General features: G+C 62.8%; 12 protein-coding genes and 2 pseudogenes. 7 read left to right on the top strand and 7 right to left on the bottom strand.

Annotated elements, in window-relative coordinates:
• Positions 1-320: 320 nt before the first annotated feature.
• The 5 genes and pseudogenes from M5B99_RS08455 (at position 321) to M5B99_RS30165 (ending at position 7,812) form a co-directional block, all read left to right on the top strand.
• Complete coding sequence (locus M5B99_RS08455) at positions 321-1,961, top strand: NRAMP family divalent metal transporter (protein WP_248803600.1); 1,641 nt, start codon at positions 321-323, stop codon at positions 1,959-1,961.
• Positions 1,962-2,220: 259 nt separating this feature from the next.
• Positions 2,221-4,053, top strand: a complete 1,833-nt coding sequence (gene ggt, locus M5B99_RS08450; RefSeq protein WP_248803599.1) for a gamma-glutamyltransferase — start codon at positions 2,221-2,223, stop codon at positions 4,051-4,053.
• Between the two features lie 122 nt (positions 4,054-4,175).
• Positions 4,176-5,636, top strand: coding sequence for an ArnT family glycosyltransferase (locus M5B99_RS08445; RefSeq protein WP_412548707.1), 1,461 nt, complete (start codon positions 4,176-4,178; stop codon positions 5,634-5,636).
• A 316-nt stretch (positions 5,637-5,952) separates the two neighbouring features.
• Positions 5,953-6,909: pseudogene (locus M5B99_RS30170) on the top strand (methyl-accepting chemotaxis protein); the annotation flags it as partial.
• Positions 6,898-7,812, top strand: a complete 915-nt coding sequence (locus M5B99_RS30165; protein WP_412548712.1) for a methyl-accepting chemotaxis protein — start codon at positions 6,898-6,900, stop codon at positions 7,810-7,812. The pseudogene M5B99_RS30170 and the gene M5B99_RS30165, both read left to right, overlap by 12 nt.
• 79 nt (positions 7,813-7,891) lie before the next feature.
• Here the strand turns inward: M5B99_RS30165 and M5B99_RS08435 are convergent, their stop codons facing one another.
• From M5B99_RS08435 to M5B99_RS08420, 4 genes and pseudogenes are all read right to left on the bottom strand, one after another.
• Positions 7,892-8,260 carry a glyoxalase superfamily protein gene (locus tag M5B99_RS08435; protein WP_248803596.1) on the bottom strand — a complete coding sequence of 123 codons (369 nt, stop codon included), beginning with the start codon at positions 8,258-8,260 and terminating at the stop codon, positions 7,892-7,894.
• A gap of 206 nt (positions 8,261-8,466) precedes the next feature.
• A pseudogene (locus tag M5B99_RS08430) lies at positions 8,467-8,792 on the bottom strand (epimerase); the annotation flags it as partial.
• A 25-nt stretch (positions 8,793-8,817) separates the two neighbouring features.
• Positions 8,818-9,729 carry a LysR substrate-binding domain-containing protein gene (locus tag M5B99_RS08425; protein ID WP_248803595.1) on the bottom strand — a complete coding sequence of 304 codons (912 nt, stop codon included), beginning with the start codon at positions 9,727-9,729 and terminating at the stop codon, positions 8,818-8,820.
• 140 nt (positions 9,730-9,869) lie between these two features.
• Entirely contained in the window at positions 9,870-10,637 is a 768-nt protein-coding gene (locus tag M5B99_RS08420) for a sulfite exporter TauE/SafE family protein (RefSeq protein WP_248803594.1), read from the bottom strand.
• Between the two features lie 201 nt (positions 10,638-10,838).
• On the opposite strand from M5B99_RS08420, the gene M5B99_RS08415 reads away from it, so the two are divergent.
• Both M5B99_RS08415 and M5B99_RS08410 read left to right on the top strand, forming a co-directional pair.
• Positions 10,839-11,771, top strand: coding sequence for a LysR family transcriptional regulator (locus M5B99_RS08415; RefSeq protein WP_248803627.1), 933 nt, complete (start codon positions 10,839-10,841; stop codon positions 11,769-11,771).
• Between the two features lie 39 nt (positions 11,772-11,810).
• Positions 11,811-12,158: a cupin domain-containing protein gene (locus M5B99_RS08410; RefSeq protein ID WP_103496138.1), complete on the top strand. Its 348-nt coding sequence runs from the start codon at positions 11,811-11,813 to the stop codon at positions 12,156-12,158.
• Positions 12,159-12,227: 69 nt separating this feature from the next.
• On the opposite strand, the gene M5B99_RS08405 is transcribed toward M5B99_RS08410, so the two are convergent.
• The 3 genes from M5B99_RS08405 to mmsB all read right to left on the bottom strand — a co-directional run bounded on the left by M5B99_RS08405 (position 12,228) and on the right by mmsB (position 17,717).
• Entirely contained in the window at positions 12,228-13,706 is a 1,479-nt protein-coding gene (locus M5B99_RS08405) for an NCS1 family nucleobase:cation symporter-1 (protein WP_248803593.1), read from the bottom strand.
• Positions 13,707-14,143: 437 nt separating this feature from the next.
• Positions 14,144-16,507 carry a DNA polymerase II gene (locus tag M5B99_RS08400; RefSeq protein ID WP_248803592.1) on the bottom strand — a complete coding sequence of 788 codons (2,364 nt, stop codon included), beginning with the start codon at positions 16,505-16,507 and terminating at the stop codon, positions 14,144-14,146.
• A 325-nt stretch (positions 16,508-16,832) separates the two neighbouring features.
• Positions 16,833-17,717 carry a 3-hydroxyisobutyrate dehydrogenase gene (gene mmsB, locus M5B99_RS08395; RefSeq protein WP_248803591.1) on the bottom strand — a complete coding sequence of 295 codons (885 nt, stop codon included), beginning with the start codon at positions 17,715-17,717 and terminating at the stop codon, positions 16,833-16,835.
• Between the last annotated feature and the right edge of the window lie 4 nt (positions 17,718-17,721).

The raw sequence follows: 17,721 nt of genomic DNA, 5'->3' as shown, positions 1-17,721 counted from the left end.
TGGACCCCAGCTCTAGTAGGCCGGTCACACTGACTGGAATGGTGCCGCCTGGCAGGTAGGACTGACCCTGGTTGATCTCCCCCCGCTCGAACGCCCCGCGCTTTACGCAACTCCCCTCCGTGTGACCTCCAAGCAACCCGGACCGACCTCGGTCAGCGGTTGAATACCCAATTTATTGCGTTTCCCGTAACGCCAGGAATGCCTGTCATTTCGTCTCCAACAACGCCCACGGATTGTGGCCAGGAGAAGGAAGACCCGTGCTCGTCTGTCCGATGGGAATCGAAAGCGGCTGCCAATGCCACGCTTTGGAGGAACTCACCATGTCCAACCTGAATGCCCCCTCCGCTGTCCTCGACAGCGCCCATGTCGGCGATATCCGCGGAGCCTTCGGCACCATCCGCCATGACGATATCGCCCCGCGCAACACTTGGTGGCATCGCCTCAAGACCCTGATGGCCATCCTCGGCCCGGGCCTGATCGTGATGGTCGGCGACAACGACGCCGGTGCCTTCAGCACCTACGGCCAGGCCGGCCAGAACTACGGCACATCGCTGCTGTGGACCCTGGCCCTGCTGATCCCGGTGCTCTACGTCAACCAGGAGATGGTCCTGCGCCTGGGTGTGGTGACCGGTGTCGGCCATGCCCGCCTGATCCTCGATCGCTTCGGCAAGTTCTGGGGCGCTTTCAGTGCCATCGACTTGTTTATCCTCAATGCCCTGACCATCGTCACCGAGTTCATCGGCATCAGCCTGGGGATGGATTTCCTCGGCGTGCCCAAAGTAGTCGGCGTCGGCCTGGCGGCGATATTTATCATGCTGGCGGCGTGCACGGGCAACTTCCGGCGCTTCGAACGCTTCGCCCTGATCCTGGTGTTCGGCAGCCTGTTGCTGGTGCCGATTTTCCTGATGATCCACCCGCCGATGAGCCAGGTCGCGCACGACTTCCTCACCCCGCAACTGCCGGCTGACGGCAAGCTGTCGGAGGTGCTGTTGCTGATCATCGGGATCGTCGGTACCACCGTGGCGCCCTGGCAGTTGTTCTTCCAGCAAAGCTACGTGATCGACAAGCGCATCACCCCACGCTTCATCAAGTACGAACGCGCCGACCTGTGGCTGGGCATCGCCCTGGTGGTGATCGGTGCGGTGGCGATGATTGCCTTCACCGCGCAGGTTTTCGCCGGCAACCCGGAGTTCGGCAACTTCACCGACGCCGGCGCCATCGCGGCCGGTATCGCCAAGTACCACGGTCGCCTGCCGGGCGTGTTGTTCGCGGTCGCGCTGATCGATGCCAGCATCATCGGTGCCATGGCGGTGTCGCTGTCGACCGCTTACGCCCTGGGCGATGTGCTGAGCCTGAAGCACTCGCTGCACCGTAAACCCGGCGATGCCAAGGGCTTCTACCTGATGTATTGCGGGCTGATCGCTGTGGCCGCAGCCCTGGTGCTGATACCCGGTGTACCGCTGGGCCTGCTGACCAACGCCGTGCAAACCCTGGCCGGTGTGTTGCTGCCCAGCGCCACGGTGTTCCTGCTGCTGCTGTGCAATGACAAGGAAGTACTCGGTCCCTGGGTGAACAAGCGCTTCACCAATGTGGTCACCGCAGTGATCGTTGCCATACTGGTGCTATTGTCCGTCATCCTGACCTCGGCCGTGGCCTTCCCGGACATGTCCGGTGAAACCATCACCAACATCCTGATCGGCGGTGGCGTGGTGGGCCTGATCATCGCTATTGCGGTGAACGTGCTGCATGCCCGTAAAGCCGTGGACGAAGCCAACCTGAGCGACAAGGCAACCCCCTTCACCCAGGAGATGATGAACGCCTGGCGCATGCCGCCATTGGACAAACTCAAGCCCATGGTCCTGTCGCAGCGCAATCGGATCTGGATGGGGGTGTTGCGCGGTTACCTGGTGGTCGCCATGGGCATGGTGATTTTCAAGGTAGTCCAGTTGGCGATGGCGTAAACGCCCTGGACCGAGCATACCGGCTGGCGAGCCTGATCAAACGGAAATCCTGCCATGGGCAGGGTTTCGCTTGATCCTTACCTCAGTCCGCAAGCAGATGAAGATCAACAAAAGAACCTGGAGTGAGCACCAGAACGAAAAGTTGTTCGAGCCTGGCGCTTCATCTGCTTTCCTGTTCCAGGTCCGATAGCTCAACGATTGTTCCCGCCGCCACGCCCGGACTATAGTGCCGCGCAAGTCCAAGGCAGGAGCCTACACAGTGCACTTACGTTTTCCATCGCGTCGTTTCTCCCTTTGCGCCCTGGCCATCAGCCTGGCCCTCAGCGTCTGCAACGCACCGTTTGCCTCAGCCGACGCCACCCTGCCCAACGCACCGGAAATCGGTACGGGTTATCGCAGCGGCCTGCTCACGCAACACGCGGCCCGGCACATGGCCGCGGCGGCCAATCCGCTGGCGGCCGAGGCCGGGCGCGAGATCCTGCGCCAGGGCGGCTCCGCCGTGGATGCCGCGATTGCCATGCAGGCCGTGCTGACCCTGGTGGAGCCACAAGCCACCGGCATCGGCGGCGGGGCCTTCATCATGGTCTGGGACGGCAAGCAGGTGCATGCCTACGACGGTCGTGAAACCGCACCGGCAGGCGCCACCGAGAAGCTCTTCCTCAACCCGGACGGCACGCCGATGGCCTTCACCCAGGCCCAGATCGGTGGACGCTCGGTCGGTACGCCCGGGGTGATGCGCGCCCTCGAACTGGCCCATCGCGCCCAGGGCCGCCTGCCCTGGGCGAAGCTCTTCGAGCCGGCCATCCGCCTCGCCGAACAAGGCTTCCCGATTTCACCGCGCCTGCACAAGCAGATCGTCGCCAGTCCGTTCCTGCCCCACTCGCCCGCCATGGCCGCCTACTTCCTCAATGCCGACGGCAGCCCGAAAGCCGTCGGCACAACGCTGAAAAACCCGAAGCTGGCCGCCGTGCTCAAGCGCATCGCCAACGAAGGCACGGACGCGCTCTACAAAGGCCGCATCGCCGAGGAGATCGTCGCCGCGGTCAATGGCAGCGCCAACCGCGGAACGCTCTCGCTGGCCGACCTGCAAGGCTATCAGGCCAAGGAGCGCACTGCGCTGTGCTCCGACTACAAGCAATGGCAGCTCTGCGGCATGCCACCGCCGTCCTCCGGCGGTATCGCCATCGCGCAGATCTTCGGCACCTTGCAGGCCCTGGAAGCCCAGGACAAACGCCAGGCGCTGGCAGCACTCGGCCCGCTGAAAACCTCCAGTCCCGCCGGTCTTGAGCCCCGTCCGCAGGCCGTGCACCTGATCGCCGAGGCCGACCGCCTGGCCTATGCCGACCGCGGCCTGTATGTCGCCGACAGCGACTTCGTCCCGGTCCCGGTCGCCGGACTGATAGACCCCGGCTACCTCGCCGGCCGCGCCCGTCTGATCGGCGAACGCAGCCTGGGCCAGGCCGAACCCGGCGTCCCGGCCGGCATCCAGGTGGCCCTGGCGCCGGACCGCTCGCCGATGCGCATTTCCACCTCGCAGATCGTCGCCGTGGACGACCAGGGTGGCGCCGTATCGATGACCACCACCGTGGAAAGCTCGTTCGGTTCGCACCTGATGGTCGAGGGTTTTATCCTCAACAACCAATTGACCGACTTCTCCTTCATCCCCAGCGAAAACGGCAAGCCGGTGGCCAACCGTGTCGAGCCGGGCAAACGTCCACGCTCATCCATGGCCCCGACCCTGGTGTTCGACCGGGCGAACGGAGAGTTTCTCGGCGCCGTCGGCTCGCCCGGCGGCTCGCAGATCATCGAATACGTCTCCAAGACCCTGGTCGGCTTGCTGGACTGGAAACTCGATCCGCAGTCGGCCATCAACCTGCCCAACTTCGGTAGCCGCAATGGCCCCACCGAACTGGAACAAGGCCTGTTCTCGGCGCCATTGATCAAAGCGCTGCGGGACAAGGGCCACACCGTCAGCGAACTGGACATGACCAGCGGCACCCAGGCGATCATGCGGGTGCGCGACGCCAAGGGGCAGTCGTCATGGGCTGGTGGGGCCGATCCTCGGCGTGAAGGCGAGGCCCTGGGCGACTGAAATGTTTTGGCACACTCTGACACTAGGGCTCTTCACAATATGTTGAGAAATCGCCCCGTATACTTTTTCAATCAACAGATCGCCTTGCGATCCGCCCCCTCTCTTTCGGTATCACTATGCGAATGACACGCCCCTTCCTCATCCTGCTCCTGCTGGGCGGCCTATTGTTCTTCTTCGGGCTGGGTAACCACGAGTTGCAAGGCTCCACCGAATCCCGGGTCGCCGGGATCGCGATGGAAATGCACCTGACCCAGGATTGGGTGACCCCGCATCTGCTGGGCGAGCCCTTCCTGGAAAAACCACCGCTGAGCCTCTGGCTCGATGCCGGCGCCATCCAGCTGTTTGGCGGCACGCCCCTGGCCGTGCGCCTGGCCTCGGCCTTCGCCGGCCTGTTCACGGTGCTCGCATTGTTTGCCTTCCTGCGCAAGATCGGTCGTCCGGCCGTGCTGGCCTGGACCGCCGCCGCGATGCTCGCCACCATGGCCAGCTACCTGGGCAATGCCCGGCAGGTCGGCGAAGACGCGCTGCTCAGCCTCGGGGTGACCCTGGCCCTGCTGGCGTTCTTCCGCGCCACCGAACAAGCGGCGCAAGGCAACAGGACCTTTGGCGCCTGGTGTGTCTTTGCCCTCGGCATCGTGATCTCGACCCTGAGCAAGGGCGTACTGGGCCTCGCCCTGCCGGGCGTCGTGATTTTCGTCTACCTGGTGACCCAAAGCCTGCTCGACAAACGCTTCACCTTCGGCAACTGGCTACGCCCCGCGCTGTTCACCGCGCTCGGGCTGATCCCCCTGCTGATCTGGCTGGTCCTGCTCTATCAGCGCGGCGGTATGCAGGCCATCGGTGAAGTGCTGTGGGCCAACAGCGTCGGCCGCTTCAGCGGCTCCTTCACCTCCGCCGGGCATTACGAACCGTTCTACTACTACCTGGCCAAGCTGCCGGAAGCCTTCCTGCCCTGGAACCTGCTGGTGTATCTGGGCTTGTGGAACCTGCGCAAGCGCCTGGTGGCCAATCGTCACCTGCTGTTCGCCAGCGTCTGGATCCTGGCCCAGTTCACCCTGCTGACCCTGGCCTCCAGCAAGCGCATGGTCTATCTGATGTCCATGGCGCCGGCCGCCGCCATCATCGCCGCCGAATACTCGGCGGTGATCCTCGAGTGGCTGCGCCGACGCTCGGCCACCTCCCCCTTCAGCGCCAAGCTGGTGAAACATCACCGGCCGCTGGCGATGGGGCTGATGGCCCTGCTGGTCTGCGGCTATCTGGTGGTGGCGTCGCTGGAGTCGCGCTCCGACATCAAGAACTCCTTCAAACCGCTGACCGACCAGGTCATCGAACTGCAGGCCCATGGCAAGCAGGTCGCCCTGTTCCAGCCGGAAGAGCGACTGGCCTCCACCGTGTTCTATACCCAACGCCAGCAGCAGGTGCTGATGACCGAAGCCGATCTGAACGCCTTCCTGACAGCCTCGCCGGACAACGTGGTCATCGTTGACCAGAACCTGAAAATCTCGACGCCGCCGGCACCCACCAAGGTCCTGAGCAGTATCACCATCGGCGGCAAGCGCCTGTATAACTTCTACGGACAGTAAGCGGCTCCATACGCTTCATTCGTAAAGAGCCGGCGCCTTTGAAGCGCCGGTTTTTTTTGCCTGGAAAATCGGTATCGCAAACAAACAGCACTATCCTCGTCCGCTGGTTAGCAGAAACATGCGGTATGACAAAATCCTTTCAGCTATCTGTGTTACCGCCGATACAAGCTCTACCAACAAATTCAGCTGGTTCCAAAAACAACACCTTCCAGCCACCTGACAGCACGCAACACAACGTTCCTGGAGGAATTCGATGAATAGCTGGTTTGGCAATATCAGCGTCAACCTGAAACTTGGCCTGGGTTTCGGCTTGGTACTGCTCCTGACCACCATCCTGGCCCTGACCGGCTGGAACAGCCTGGGTGGGCTGATTGACCGCAGCAACTGGATGAGCGACATCACCCAACTCAACGCCTCGCTGACCAAACTGCGCGTGGCGCGCCTGCAATACATGCTGACCAACGGTGACGAGACCGCCGCCCAGAACGTACAGGTCAACCTGCAAGCGTTCATCGCTCAACAGCAGAAGCTGATCGGCAGCTTCAAGAGCCCGGAAAACCTCAAGCTGCTCAAGGAGCAGGCTGACCTCATCACGCAATACCAGCAATCGCTGAACAAGATGCGTGATGCCTATCGCACCGCCAATGGCGCGCGTCAGACCATGGGCGACAATGCCGAAGTCGTCAACAAACTGATCACCGCCATCAACGACCAGGTGCTGCACATGCTGCCCGGCGAGGAAGGCCGCTTCGAACGTTTCCAGGCCATCACCCGGGCCAAGGAACAGTTCCAGCTGACCCGTTATGAAGTGCGTGGCTATGCCGCCAACAGCAACCCGGACACCGAGCAGAAAGCCTTCAATCAACTGAGCGAAGCGATCGACGGGCTGAAGGCCCTGCAGCAAGCCTTCAGCGGCGCCGAGCAGGCCTCCGTGACCCAGCTCGAGACCGCCCTGGGCAACTACCGCAGCGCCTTGCAGGCCTACAAGAGCGCCAACGCCGCCGCCGTGCAGGCGCGCAAGGAAATGACCGACCAGGGCAACGACATCGTCTCGCGCAGCGACGCGCTGTATCAGATCCAACTGGACCGGCGTGACAGCGAAAGCGCCCAGGCCCGGACATTGCAACTGGGCAGTACGCTGCTGGCCTTGCTGGTCGGCCTGTTCGCCGCCGTACTCATCACCCGGCAGATCACTCGCCCGATCCGCGACACCCTGGCCGTCGTCGAACGCATCGCCTCCGGCGACCTGACCCACAACCTGATGGTGACCCGCCGTGACGAACTGGGCGTGCTGCAACAAGGCATCCAGCGCATGGGCGCCACCCTGCGCGACCTGATCAGCGGTATCCGCGATGGCGTCACCCAGATCGCCAGCGCCGCCGAGGAACTGTCGGCGGTGACCGAACAGACCAGCGCCGGGGTCAACAGCCAGAAAATCGAAACCGACCAGGTCGCCACGGCGATGCACGAAATGACCGCCACCGTTCAGGAGGTCGCGCGGAATGCCGAACAGGCCTCCCAGGCCGCCGCCGCCGCGGACGGTGAAGCCCGTGAAGGTGACAAGGTAGTCGGCGAGGCCATTGCCCAGATCGAACGCCTGGCCACCGAAGTGCTGCGTTCGACCGAAGCCATGACCGTGCTGCAGAAGGAAAGCGACAAGATCGGCGCGGTCATGGATGTGATCAAGGCCGTGGCCGAGCAGACCAATCTGCTGGCGCTCAACGCCGCCATCGAGGCGGCCCGGGCCGGTGAAGCCGGACGCGGGTTTGCCGTGGTCGCCGACGAAGTCCGCGGCCTGGCCCAGCGTACCCAGAAGTCTACCGAGGAGATCGAAGGCCTGGTCGCCGCCCTGCAGAACGGCACCCAGCAGGTGGCGAATGTGATGAACAACAGCCGCACCCTGACCGACAGCAGCGTGGCCTTGACCCGCAAGGCCGGCACCTCGCTGGAAAACATCACCCGCACGGTGTCGAACATCCAGTCGATGAACCAGCAGATCGCCGCGGCGGCCGAACAACAAAGCGCGGTGGCCGAAGAGATCAGCCGCAGTATCGTCAATGTCCGTGACGTGTCGGAACAGACCGCCGCCGCCAGCGATGAAACCGCGGCGTCCAGCGTCGAACTGGCCCGCTTGGGCAATCAGTTGCAGATGATGGTCAGCCACTTCCGAGTCTGATAACCCGGTCTCGCCGCGCTCCGGGGGCCCGGCGAGCTCCGCGCCTACAGGTGATCGGGCTCAACTCGGATAAACCTCGTCAAGCGCAAATCGCGTTGGTAAACACCAGCCGATTGCCGAACGGATCGTGCAGAGTCATGTCCAGGCTACCCCAGGGCATGGCCTGGATCTCTGTCGGTACATCGCCACCTGCCTTGCCCAGCAACTGTGCCCTGAACGCTTCCAGCCCGTCGGTTTCGATGCGTAGCGCCGCCCCCGGCGCGGCGTCGCTCTTGTGCTCGCTCAGGTGCAGCACGCAATCGCCCCGCGACACTTGCAGGTACAACGGAAACCCGGGCTCGAAACGGTGCTGCCAATCGACAGAGAACCCGAGGAATCCGATGTAGAACGCCAACGCCTTGCCCTCGTCATCGATATGCAGGACGGGAGTGGTTTTACCGAAGCTCATGACGGGTCTTCCTGGCTATCTGGATCAAAGCGCTTCGGCCTGGAAAACAGATTCTTTAGTAGCTAGGTGCCATCAGTGCAAAAAGCGCGAAGCCGCTCGCAAAAACGGCGTCGTAAAGTTTCAGTGGCCGGGGACGACCGAGCAGCTTCCACAGGCTGCTCGAGCCGCTCGCTCCCCAGGCCCGGGAGCGATCAACCCGCCGTGCGTTACAGCATCTGGTTGCGAATCCATTCGATCACCGACGTGCGCTTGGGCACCCAGCCCAGCAGCTCACGGGCCTTCTTGCCACGCACCCGGCTGTTGGAGCCCTGGCCGTAGTTGGCCATTTCATAACCCCATTCAGCCTCGGCGTCGGCCAACGGCCAGTCCTGGGGTTCGCCCAGGTTCAGGGCCCGGGCCATGGCAGTGGTCATCTCGATAAACACGGCCTCGCCACTTTCCATGAAGTAGAAGACTCCCGCCGGGGTCTTGGTCAGTGCCAGCAGTACAGCGCCACCACATCATCGATATGCACGCTGGAGCAGATGTTGCGTGGCGCGTTCAAGGCGCTCATGGCCTTAACCGACAAGCACCGGAGCGGCATAACCCGCCAACTTGGCCTGGATGAAATCGAGGAAGCACTGAATCCGCAACGCCAATTGCGAGTTGCGGTAGTACACCGCGTGAATCGGCTGGCGATAGCCACTGTTGGCCTCGGGCAGAATCACCCGCAGGCGCCCGGCCTGGATATCCTGGTGTGTCATGAAATGTGACAGACAGGCAATGCCCTGCCCTTCCAGCGCCAACTGACGCAAGGTCTCGCCGCTGGACGCGCTGATGCCCGGTTGGATCTGCCAGCGATCACCCTGGGCATGCCGCAACGGCCAGTGGTTCAGGTTTTCGGTCTGGGTAAACCCGAGCAGCGTATGCCCGGACAACTCGCTGACGCTGGCCGGTAGCCCATGCTTTTCCAAGTACGCGGGGCTGGCGAGGATATTCAGCGGACTGCTGCCCAGGGAGCGCGCGTGCAGGGTCGAGTCCGCCAGGTTGCCGATACGGATGGCGATATCGGTACTTTGCTCCAGCAAGTCGATGATCAGGTCATTGCTGTTGAGCTCCAGCTGGATATCCGGATACAGACGGCGAAACTCCGCGATATGCGGCACCACCGCGTGCAGCATGAAGGGCGACGCGGCATTGATCCGCAGGCGCCCGGCGGGCGTGCGCTGGCGCAAGGACAGGCGCTCTTCCAGTTCATCCATCTGTTCCAGGATCTGCTTGGCCCGCTCGAAGAAGAACTTGCCCTCCTCGGTCAGGTCCATACGCCGTGTGGTGCGGTTGATCAAGGTGGTTTCCAGCTTGACCTCGAGCCGCGACAGGCTCCGGCTGACCGCCGAAGGTGTCTGGCCGATCTGTTCGGCCGCCGCGGAAATCGAGCCGCACTCGATGACACACACGAAGATCTGCAATTCATCGGATCTGGCTTTCACTGTTATCCCTTGGCGCAAACACAGCCTTGATAGTAGCCGCCCGCCGCATCGAAGCAAATGGTCTTTGTCCAAGGCGCATGAATAGTGAATCTATTGTTGCTCCCTCATGACAAACCTACGGAACTGTTCGACCACTCCGGCTAGCCCCCGATCAGCAAATGCCCGCCCAGCAGGCCCAGGCCGACAAAGAACACCCGCTTGAACAGCGTGGCACTGACCCGCTGGCGCAGCCATTGCCCGAACAGCATGCCGAGGATCGCGGGGAGCAGAACCAGCAATGAGGCCCCCAGGGCGCCTTCGCCCAGTGCCCCATGCCAGAACAGACCGAGGGCCAGTGCCAGGGTCGAGACGGTGAACGACAGGCCCAGCGCCTGCACCAGTTCATCCTTGTTCAACCCCAACGCCTGCAGGTAAGGCACGGCGGGAATCACGAACACGCCAGTGGCCGAGGTGATGAGGCCGGTGACCAGCCCACAGACCGGCCCCAACCAGCGCTCCGTTCGGGCGCCGACTCGCAGCGCCGGTAGAAACAAGCCGCTCAAGGCGTACAGCAGCAAGGCCGCGCCCAAGGCCCGCACCATCCCATGACCGCCGTCCATCCCGCCCAACCACCAGACACCGACAGCGGTGCCGAGGAAGATCGCCAGCAACATCGGCCATAACCGTCTGAGCAAGGTCGACAGATGCCCGCCCGCCGCCAGTTGCCAGACATTGGTCAGGGTCGCGGGAATGATCAATAGCGCCGCAGCCTGCGTCGGTGCCATAGCCAGGCCGAGCAGGCCCATGGCAACCGTCGGCAGTCCGAGACCGATCACGCCCTTGATCATGCCCGCCAGCAGAAAGGTGCCCAGCACCAGCAGACTAATGGGCAAGCCCAAGGTCTGGTAAAACTCGAGAAAGCTATTCATGGCCACAGACTGGACCCGGGCGGCGGGTTTGAAAATCTGTCATGCATTGAGCTAGCCTCTTGAATAGCAAGAGACAGATTCAACCTGTAGGAGCCGGCTTGCCGGCGATGAGCCCCTTGAGTCTTGCATTGCCCTTACGACCGCCATCGCCAGCAAGCTGGCTCCTACAATGGTGCGGCGTACCGAATCGAGCGTATGCGCATGCACTTCGACCTGACCGACCTTCGGCTGTACCTGAATATCCTCGACGCAGGCAATATCACCGCCGGCGCGGCGCGCAGCCACTTGTCGCTGCCGGCCGCCAGCGCACGGATACGGGCCCTGGAAACCTCCCTCGGCACGCCATTTTTCCTGCGCGGCCGCCGTGGCGTCACCCCTACGCCCGCTGGCAAGACCCTGGCCCAGCATGCCCGGCTGATGCTGCAACAGGCCGAACACCTGCGCCAGGACCTGGCCGAATACGCCCGAGGGATAAAAGGCCAGGTCCGCCTGCTGGGCAACAGCGCCGCGATCAGCGAATACCTGCCGGAACGGCTCGCGGACTTCCTGTGCAGCCACCCGCATATCGACCTCGACCTGCAGGAGTTGCCCAGCCTGCGCATCGTCCACGCGATCCGCCAGGGGGCGGCGGATATCGGCATCGTCTCCGACGCGGTGGATACCCAGGGCTTGCAGACCCGGCCGTTTTGCGACGATCCGCTGGTGGTGGCGATCCCCCTGGGCCACGCCCTGGCGGAACCATCCCACCTGCGTTTCAGCGACACCCTGCACCACGAACAGGTCGGCCTGCCCGCCGGCAGCGCCCTTGCCGCCTACCTGGAAGAGCAGGCCTTGCACCTGGGGATGCGCCTGCAACTGCGGGTGCGCGCCGACGGTTTTGACGGGGTGTTGCGCATGGTCGCGCGCGGTGCGGGTCCCGGTATCGTGCCCCAGGCGACCCTGGAGCGTTGGCCGGTTACGGCGGACCTGGTCAGCCGTCCACTGCCCGAGCCCTGGGCCCGACGCAAACTGCTGCTGTGCGCCCGTTCGTTCGAACACCTGCCGGGTTACGCCCGCGCCTTGCTCGAGGCTTTATGCGCTCATGGGCAGGTCGATGTCGAACCTGGACAACTGCCCGCTGCCGACGACCGCTAGGGTGCAGGCTTCCTCACGAACCTGCGCCCGGAGCCCAACATGTCCAATCCACCGATCACCGTTCTGCGCGATACCCACCCGTTGCCGGTCCTTGATGCCTGCAAATGGGAAAAACTGGCGGGCGACCCGCACACCGTCAACCTCAATGCCTACACCAGCGAAGACGGCAGCAAGATCATGGGCACCTGGATCTGCACCCCGGGCAAATGGCGGGTCGAGTACCTGAAGTGGGAGTACTGCCACTTCCAGGAAGGCTACTGCATCATCACCCCGGACGGCCTGGCGCCGATCCACCTGCGTGCCGGCGATATCTTCGTGATCGAGCCCGGGATGAAAGGCACCTGGGAAGTCGTGGAAACCGTGCGCAAGTACTTCGTCTTCGCCTGATTCGGCGGCGCCGGAACCGACCGCTGGTGAAACGACGAGCAACCCTGTCACGTCGTTTCACCAGCCCCTCTAGACCGTTTCGCCGAGGGCTGAAACGGCCGTCCCCCAGCGATTGGCCGCCACATAGACAAGCGCTGCGCTGCCGGCACCGATCAGCCAGCCCCAGTCACCGACATTGAAAATCAAGCCGAATGCGCCCAGCAACGCCAAGCCGATCGACAGGCTTCCCGAAACGATCAGGGCGAACAAGGCCTTGCTGTTCCAGCCGCCCTCGAAATACAGCGAGCCTTCAGGCGACAGCGTGTACAGATCCTCCAGCTTGATGACCTGGCGCTTCACCCGATAGTAGTCGGCGACCATAATGCCGAACATCGGCCCCAGCACGGCACCGAAGATACTCACGAATATCGTGATCGCCTGGGGACTCGAGACGAACAGCCAGGGGCAGACCAGCACCGACAGGATCGAAGTGATCAGGCCGCCCAGTCTGAAGTTGATTTTCTGCGGTGCCAGATTGGCGATGTCATAGGCGGGCGAGACGAAGTTCGCCACGATATTGATGCCCATGGTGGCGACGATGAAGGTCAGCGCGCCAATGATCGAGACCAGTGGGTTATTGATTTTCTCGACAATCAGCACCGGGTCCATGATCGCCTCGCCGAAGACCTTCATCGAACCGCCCGTGACAATCACCGTGATGATCGCGAAGACGATGAAATTCACCGGCAGGCCCCAGAAGTTGCCTTTTTTCATCACCGCTTCAGTCTTGGCGAAACGGGAAAAGTCGCCGAAGTTAAGCAACAGCGCGGCAAAGTAGGCAACGATCAGCATCGCGGCGCTGGCCATCAGACCGATCGACTCCAGGCCCGTGAAGTGCTTGTCGGAGAACTGCATCGAGAAGCTGCCCAGGCCGGTCTTGGAGATCATCCAGCCGGCCAGCGCGAACATGACCAGATAGACCACCGGGCCGCAGAAATCGATAAATTTGCGAATCGTCTCCATCCCGGCGAGGAAGATCACCAGCTGAAAGAACCACATGAAGGTGAAACTGATCCAGCCCAGGGTGGACAGCCCCAGCAGGCTGTTGTGGGTGAAGTCCGCCGCCCAGGGCAGTACCGCGATCACCAGCACCTGCACCGCCTTGGAGGCGAAATAGGTCTGCACGCCGTACCAGACGATACCGACGATCCCCCGCACCACCGCGGCGAGATTGGCGCCCCGGACGCCGAAAGACATACGCGCGACCACCGGGAAGGGGATGCCATATTTTTGCGATGGCCTGCCGATCAGGTTCATCAGGAAGTAGACGATCGTGATCCCGACGATCATCGAGAGCAGCACCTGCCAGCCCGTCAGCCCGAGAAAGAACAGGCTGGCGGCAAAGGTATAACCGCCGACCGAGTGAACGTCGGACATCCACATCGAGAACAGGCTGAACGTCCCCCAGGTGCGTCCCTGCGCCGACGTGGGAGCGAGATCCTGGTTGTAGAGCTGGGCGTGGGCGCCGGTGATGACGACCACCGGGACCTGGTTTGCATCGATAGACATTGGGCTGACTCCCATGATTTTGCGCATTCTGATTGGCGTTATTTTGAATACATATGCGTGCGAAATTGGTCACAACCGCAAGCCTGATAAACACGCTTCAGCAAAATACGCGCCAGAAAAACCATAAGCCGTCTGATGGGTGCTTGCAGACATGCTCTTGAATGGGCTGTGTCGTGTGGTCGCTTTTCGATTGGCGCGACTGAACGCTTTAGAATGGATACATCGAGCGATGTAAATTGTTCTTTAGAGTGCTTGCTCAGCGTAGACGCTTATTTTCCGAGCAAGGGTCTTTCAGGCTCTTTTTCGGCGCGTAATCGTACTGAACATCATTTGAGCGATACGTTGAGGGCGGCTTGATAAGACCAAAGCGCGAGAGCGGTGCAGCCGTCGCGCCAATCTGGTGCCTGTCTGCTCTGAAATTCACCCCGCTGCGTGGCTCAGAACAATCCCAACTGCCCGCCGATCAGGGTGCTGAAATCATCCTGCACAAACGGCAGGATCGCGTCCGCCACCGGTTGTAGCTGCCGAGTGATGTAGTGGTCGTAGTCGATCGGCGCGCGGCGTATCTCCAGCGGTTCGGGGCCGGCCAGGGTGATCACGTAGCTGATCCAGCCACCGCTCTGGTACTGCCGGGGCCGACCTTGCGCGTCGTTGTACTCGTCGGCCAGGCGCGCGGCCCGCACATGGGGCGGCACGTTGCGCTGGTAGTCGCCCAACTGGCGGCGCAGGCGCTTGCGGTAAATCAGTCGGTCGTCCAGCTCGCCGGCCAAAGTGCGACGCACATAGTCACGCACATAGTCCTGATAGGGCATCCGGTCGAAGATCCGCCGGTACAACTCCTGCTGGAAATCCTGGGCCAATGGCGACCAGTCGCTGCGCACGGTTTCCAGCCCCTTGTAGATCATCTCCTGGCTACCGTCGGCACGGGTGACCAACCCGGCATAACGTTTCTTGCTGCCCTCCTCGGCACCCCGGATGGTCGGCATCAGGAAGCGGCTGAAGTGGGTTTCGAACTGCAACTCCAGGGCGCTGCTCAACCCGAGCTCCTGCTGCAGGTGCTCACGCCACCATTGGTTGACCTGGGCCACCAGGCTGCGACCGATCTGCGCGGCATCGTCATCGCTGTGGGCGCGTTTGAGCCAGACAAAGGTGGAGTCGGTGTCGCCATAGATCACCGCATAACCCTGGGCCTCGATCAACTGCCGGGTCCGTCGCATGATCTCGTGACCACGCAGGGTGATGGAGGACGCCAGGCGCGTATCGAAGAAGCGACAGCCGCTGGAACCAAGCACACCGTAGAAGGCGTTCATGATGATCTTCAAGGCCTGGGACAGCGGCGCATTGTGCTCGCGCTTGGCCGCCTCCCGCCCCCGCCAGACGCTCTCGACGATGGCCGGCAGGCAATGCCGCGTGCGTGAGAAACGCGCGCCACGAAAGCCGGCTACCGAGTCACTGTCGTCGGGATGGCGCAGGCCTTCCACCAGACCTACCGGGTCGATCAGAAAGGTGCGGATGATCGACGGATAGAGGCTTTTGTAATCGAGCACCAGCACCGACTCGTACAGGCCGGGCCGCGAGTCCATCACAAAACCGCCGGGGCTGGCTTCGGGAGTGCGCTCGCCCAGGTTCGGCGCGACAAAACCCTGGCGATGCATCAACGGCAGGTAGAGATGGGTGAAGGCCGCCACCGAACCGCCGCTGCGGTCGGTGGGCAGGCCGGTGACCGTGGCGCGTTCGAGCAGGAAGGTCAGCAACTGGGTCTTGTCGAAGATCCGCGTCACCAGCTCGCAGTCCCTGAGGTTGTAGCGCGCCAGGGCGGGCTTGTCCTCGGCGAACATGCGGTCGATTTCGTCCATCCGCTGGTAGGGGTTGTCGATGGACTTGCCTTCACCGAGCAGGTGTTGCGCCACATATTCGAGGCTGAAGGAAGGAAAGCTCCAGGTGGCCGAGCGCAGGGCCTCGATGCCGTCGATGATCAAGCGCCCGGCGGCGGCCGCGAAGTAGTGGGTATTGCGTGCGCCGTTGTCGCGCCAGCCCATGACGTCGCCGCCACGTCCCAGGCGCAGTGGCACCTTCAGGCGCTCGGCGTGTTCGTGCAGTACGCGCAGGTCGAACTGCACCAGGTTCCAGCCGATGATCGCGTCGGGGTCGTGCAGGGCCAGCCAGTCGTTCAGGGCTTCGAGCAAGCCGGCACGGCTGTCGCGGTAGTCGAACTTGAAGTCCACCTGCGAGGCGTCGCCGTTGGCCGGCCCGAGCATGTACACCTGGCGCTCGCCGCAGCCTTCCAGGGCGATGGAATACAGCTCGCCCTGCATGGTGGTCTCGATATCCAACGACACCAGTTTCAAGCGCGGACGATAGTCCGGCGCCGGTTTCATCTGGGTATCGAGCAGCGGGCCGTCGGCATTGGCCGTGCCGCCGAACTGAACCGGGGCGGTGATAAAGCGCTCCATCAGGAAGCGTTCGGGCGGGCGGATATCGGCTTCGTAGACATCGACGCCGGCCTTGCGCAGCAGCTTTTCGATATTCATCAGTTGCCGGTGTTGCTGGCAATACAGGCCGAGGACGGGGCGATGGTGAAAGTCCAGCAGTTCCAGGGGACGCAGTTCGACCCCACGCTCACCGCGCAGCAAGGCTTCGGCACGTTGGCGATGGGCGACGGGAATGAAGGCGACGGAGGGTTGCGGCGGGAGCCGGACATGCCGGGGACCGTTGTCGGTGGCCAGCCAGAACTCGACCTGCGTGCCCGTGGGGGTGTCGCGCCAATGCCGGGTCAGGACAAAACCCTGCTGTAGATCCACCACCCGCACCTCGAAAGCATTTTCAGGGGGATGATTCTACGCGCCCTGGGCGGTCAGGTGTGTGAGTGCGTAGCTTGTCGCATCGCCGCTGCGCCGCGAAGAGAAGGCTGCGGTCTTACAGATACAGCGCATTATCGTTCTTCGCGGGCAAGCTCCGCTCCCACATTAAAGCGCTGTTCCAACACAACAATATCGTCATACGAAAAACCCTGTGGGAGCGGAGCTTGCCCGCAAAGGGAGCACCGCGGTCTTGCAGGCACACCGCGGTGCTCCCTTCGCGGCGCCGCAACGATCCGTCAATCCTCCAATCCCCGCCCCCACAGACCTACGGTTTGCGATAGCCGTTGATGATCGCCGAGAAATCCAGGCCACCGTCCCCGCGCAAACTCATCGCCTGGTAAAGCTGCTGCGCCACCGCGCCCAGCACTACCGGCTGATGCGCCTGACGCGCCGCTTCCGTCGCCAGCCCCAAATCCTTCAACATCAACTCGGCACCGAAACCGCCGGTATAACCACGCGAAGCCGGCGCCGTCTCGACGATCCCCGGCCAGGGGTTATAGGTCTCCGAACTCCAGCAACGCCCGGTGGAACTGTTGATGACCCCGGCCAGCACCTGGGTGTCGATCCCCAGTGCCGCGCCCAGGGCCATGGCTTCGCTGACCCCGACCATGGAAATGCCCAGCAGCAGGTTGTTACAGATCTTGGCGATCTGCCCGGTGCCCACTTCGCCGCAATGGACGATGTTGCGGCCCATCTGCACCAGCACCGGTTGCAGGGTGGCGAACAGCTCCGCCGAAGCGCCGACCATGAAGGTCAGGGTCCCGGCCGCCGCACCGCCGGTCCCACCGGATACCGGCGCATCGCCCATTGCCACCCCCTGCTTGGCCGCCGCCGCCGCGACATCCTTGGCGGTCTGCGGATCGATGGTGCTGCAATCCACCGCCGGAACACCGCGACCGATACCGGCCAGCACACCGTCCTCGCCCAGCCAGACACTGCGCACATGGGCCGCCGCCGGCAGCATGGTGATCACCAGCTCACTACCCTGGGCCGCGGCTTTCGGCGATGCGCTGATGGTCCCGCCAAGCGCTGCCAACTCTTCCAGCACGCTCTTGTTCAGGTCGAACAGGTTCAGGCTATGCCCGGCCTTGATCAGGTTGCGCGCCATCGGCGCGCCCATGTTGCCCAAGCCGATAAATGCAATCTTCATGGCA

Origin of the sequence: Pseudomonas sp. MWU13-2100 (assembly GCF_023242365.1) — a bacterium.
In the GTDB taxonomy this organism is placed as follows: Bacteria; Pseudomonadota; Gammaproteobacteria; order Pseudomonadales; family Pseudomonadaceae; genus Aquipseudomonas.
This window is presented reverse-complemented; position numbering and strand designations above follow the sequence as displayed.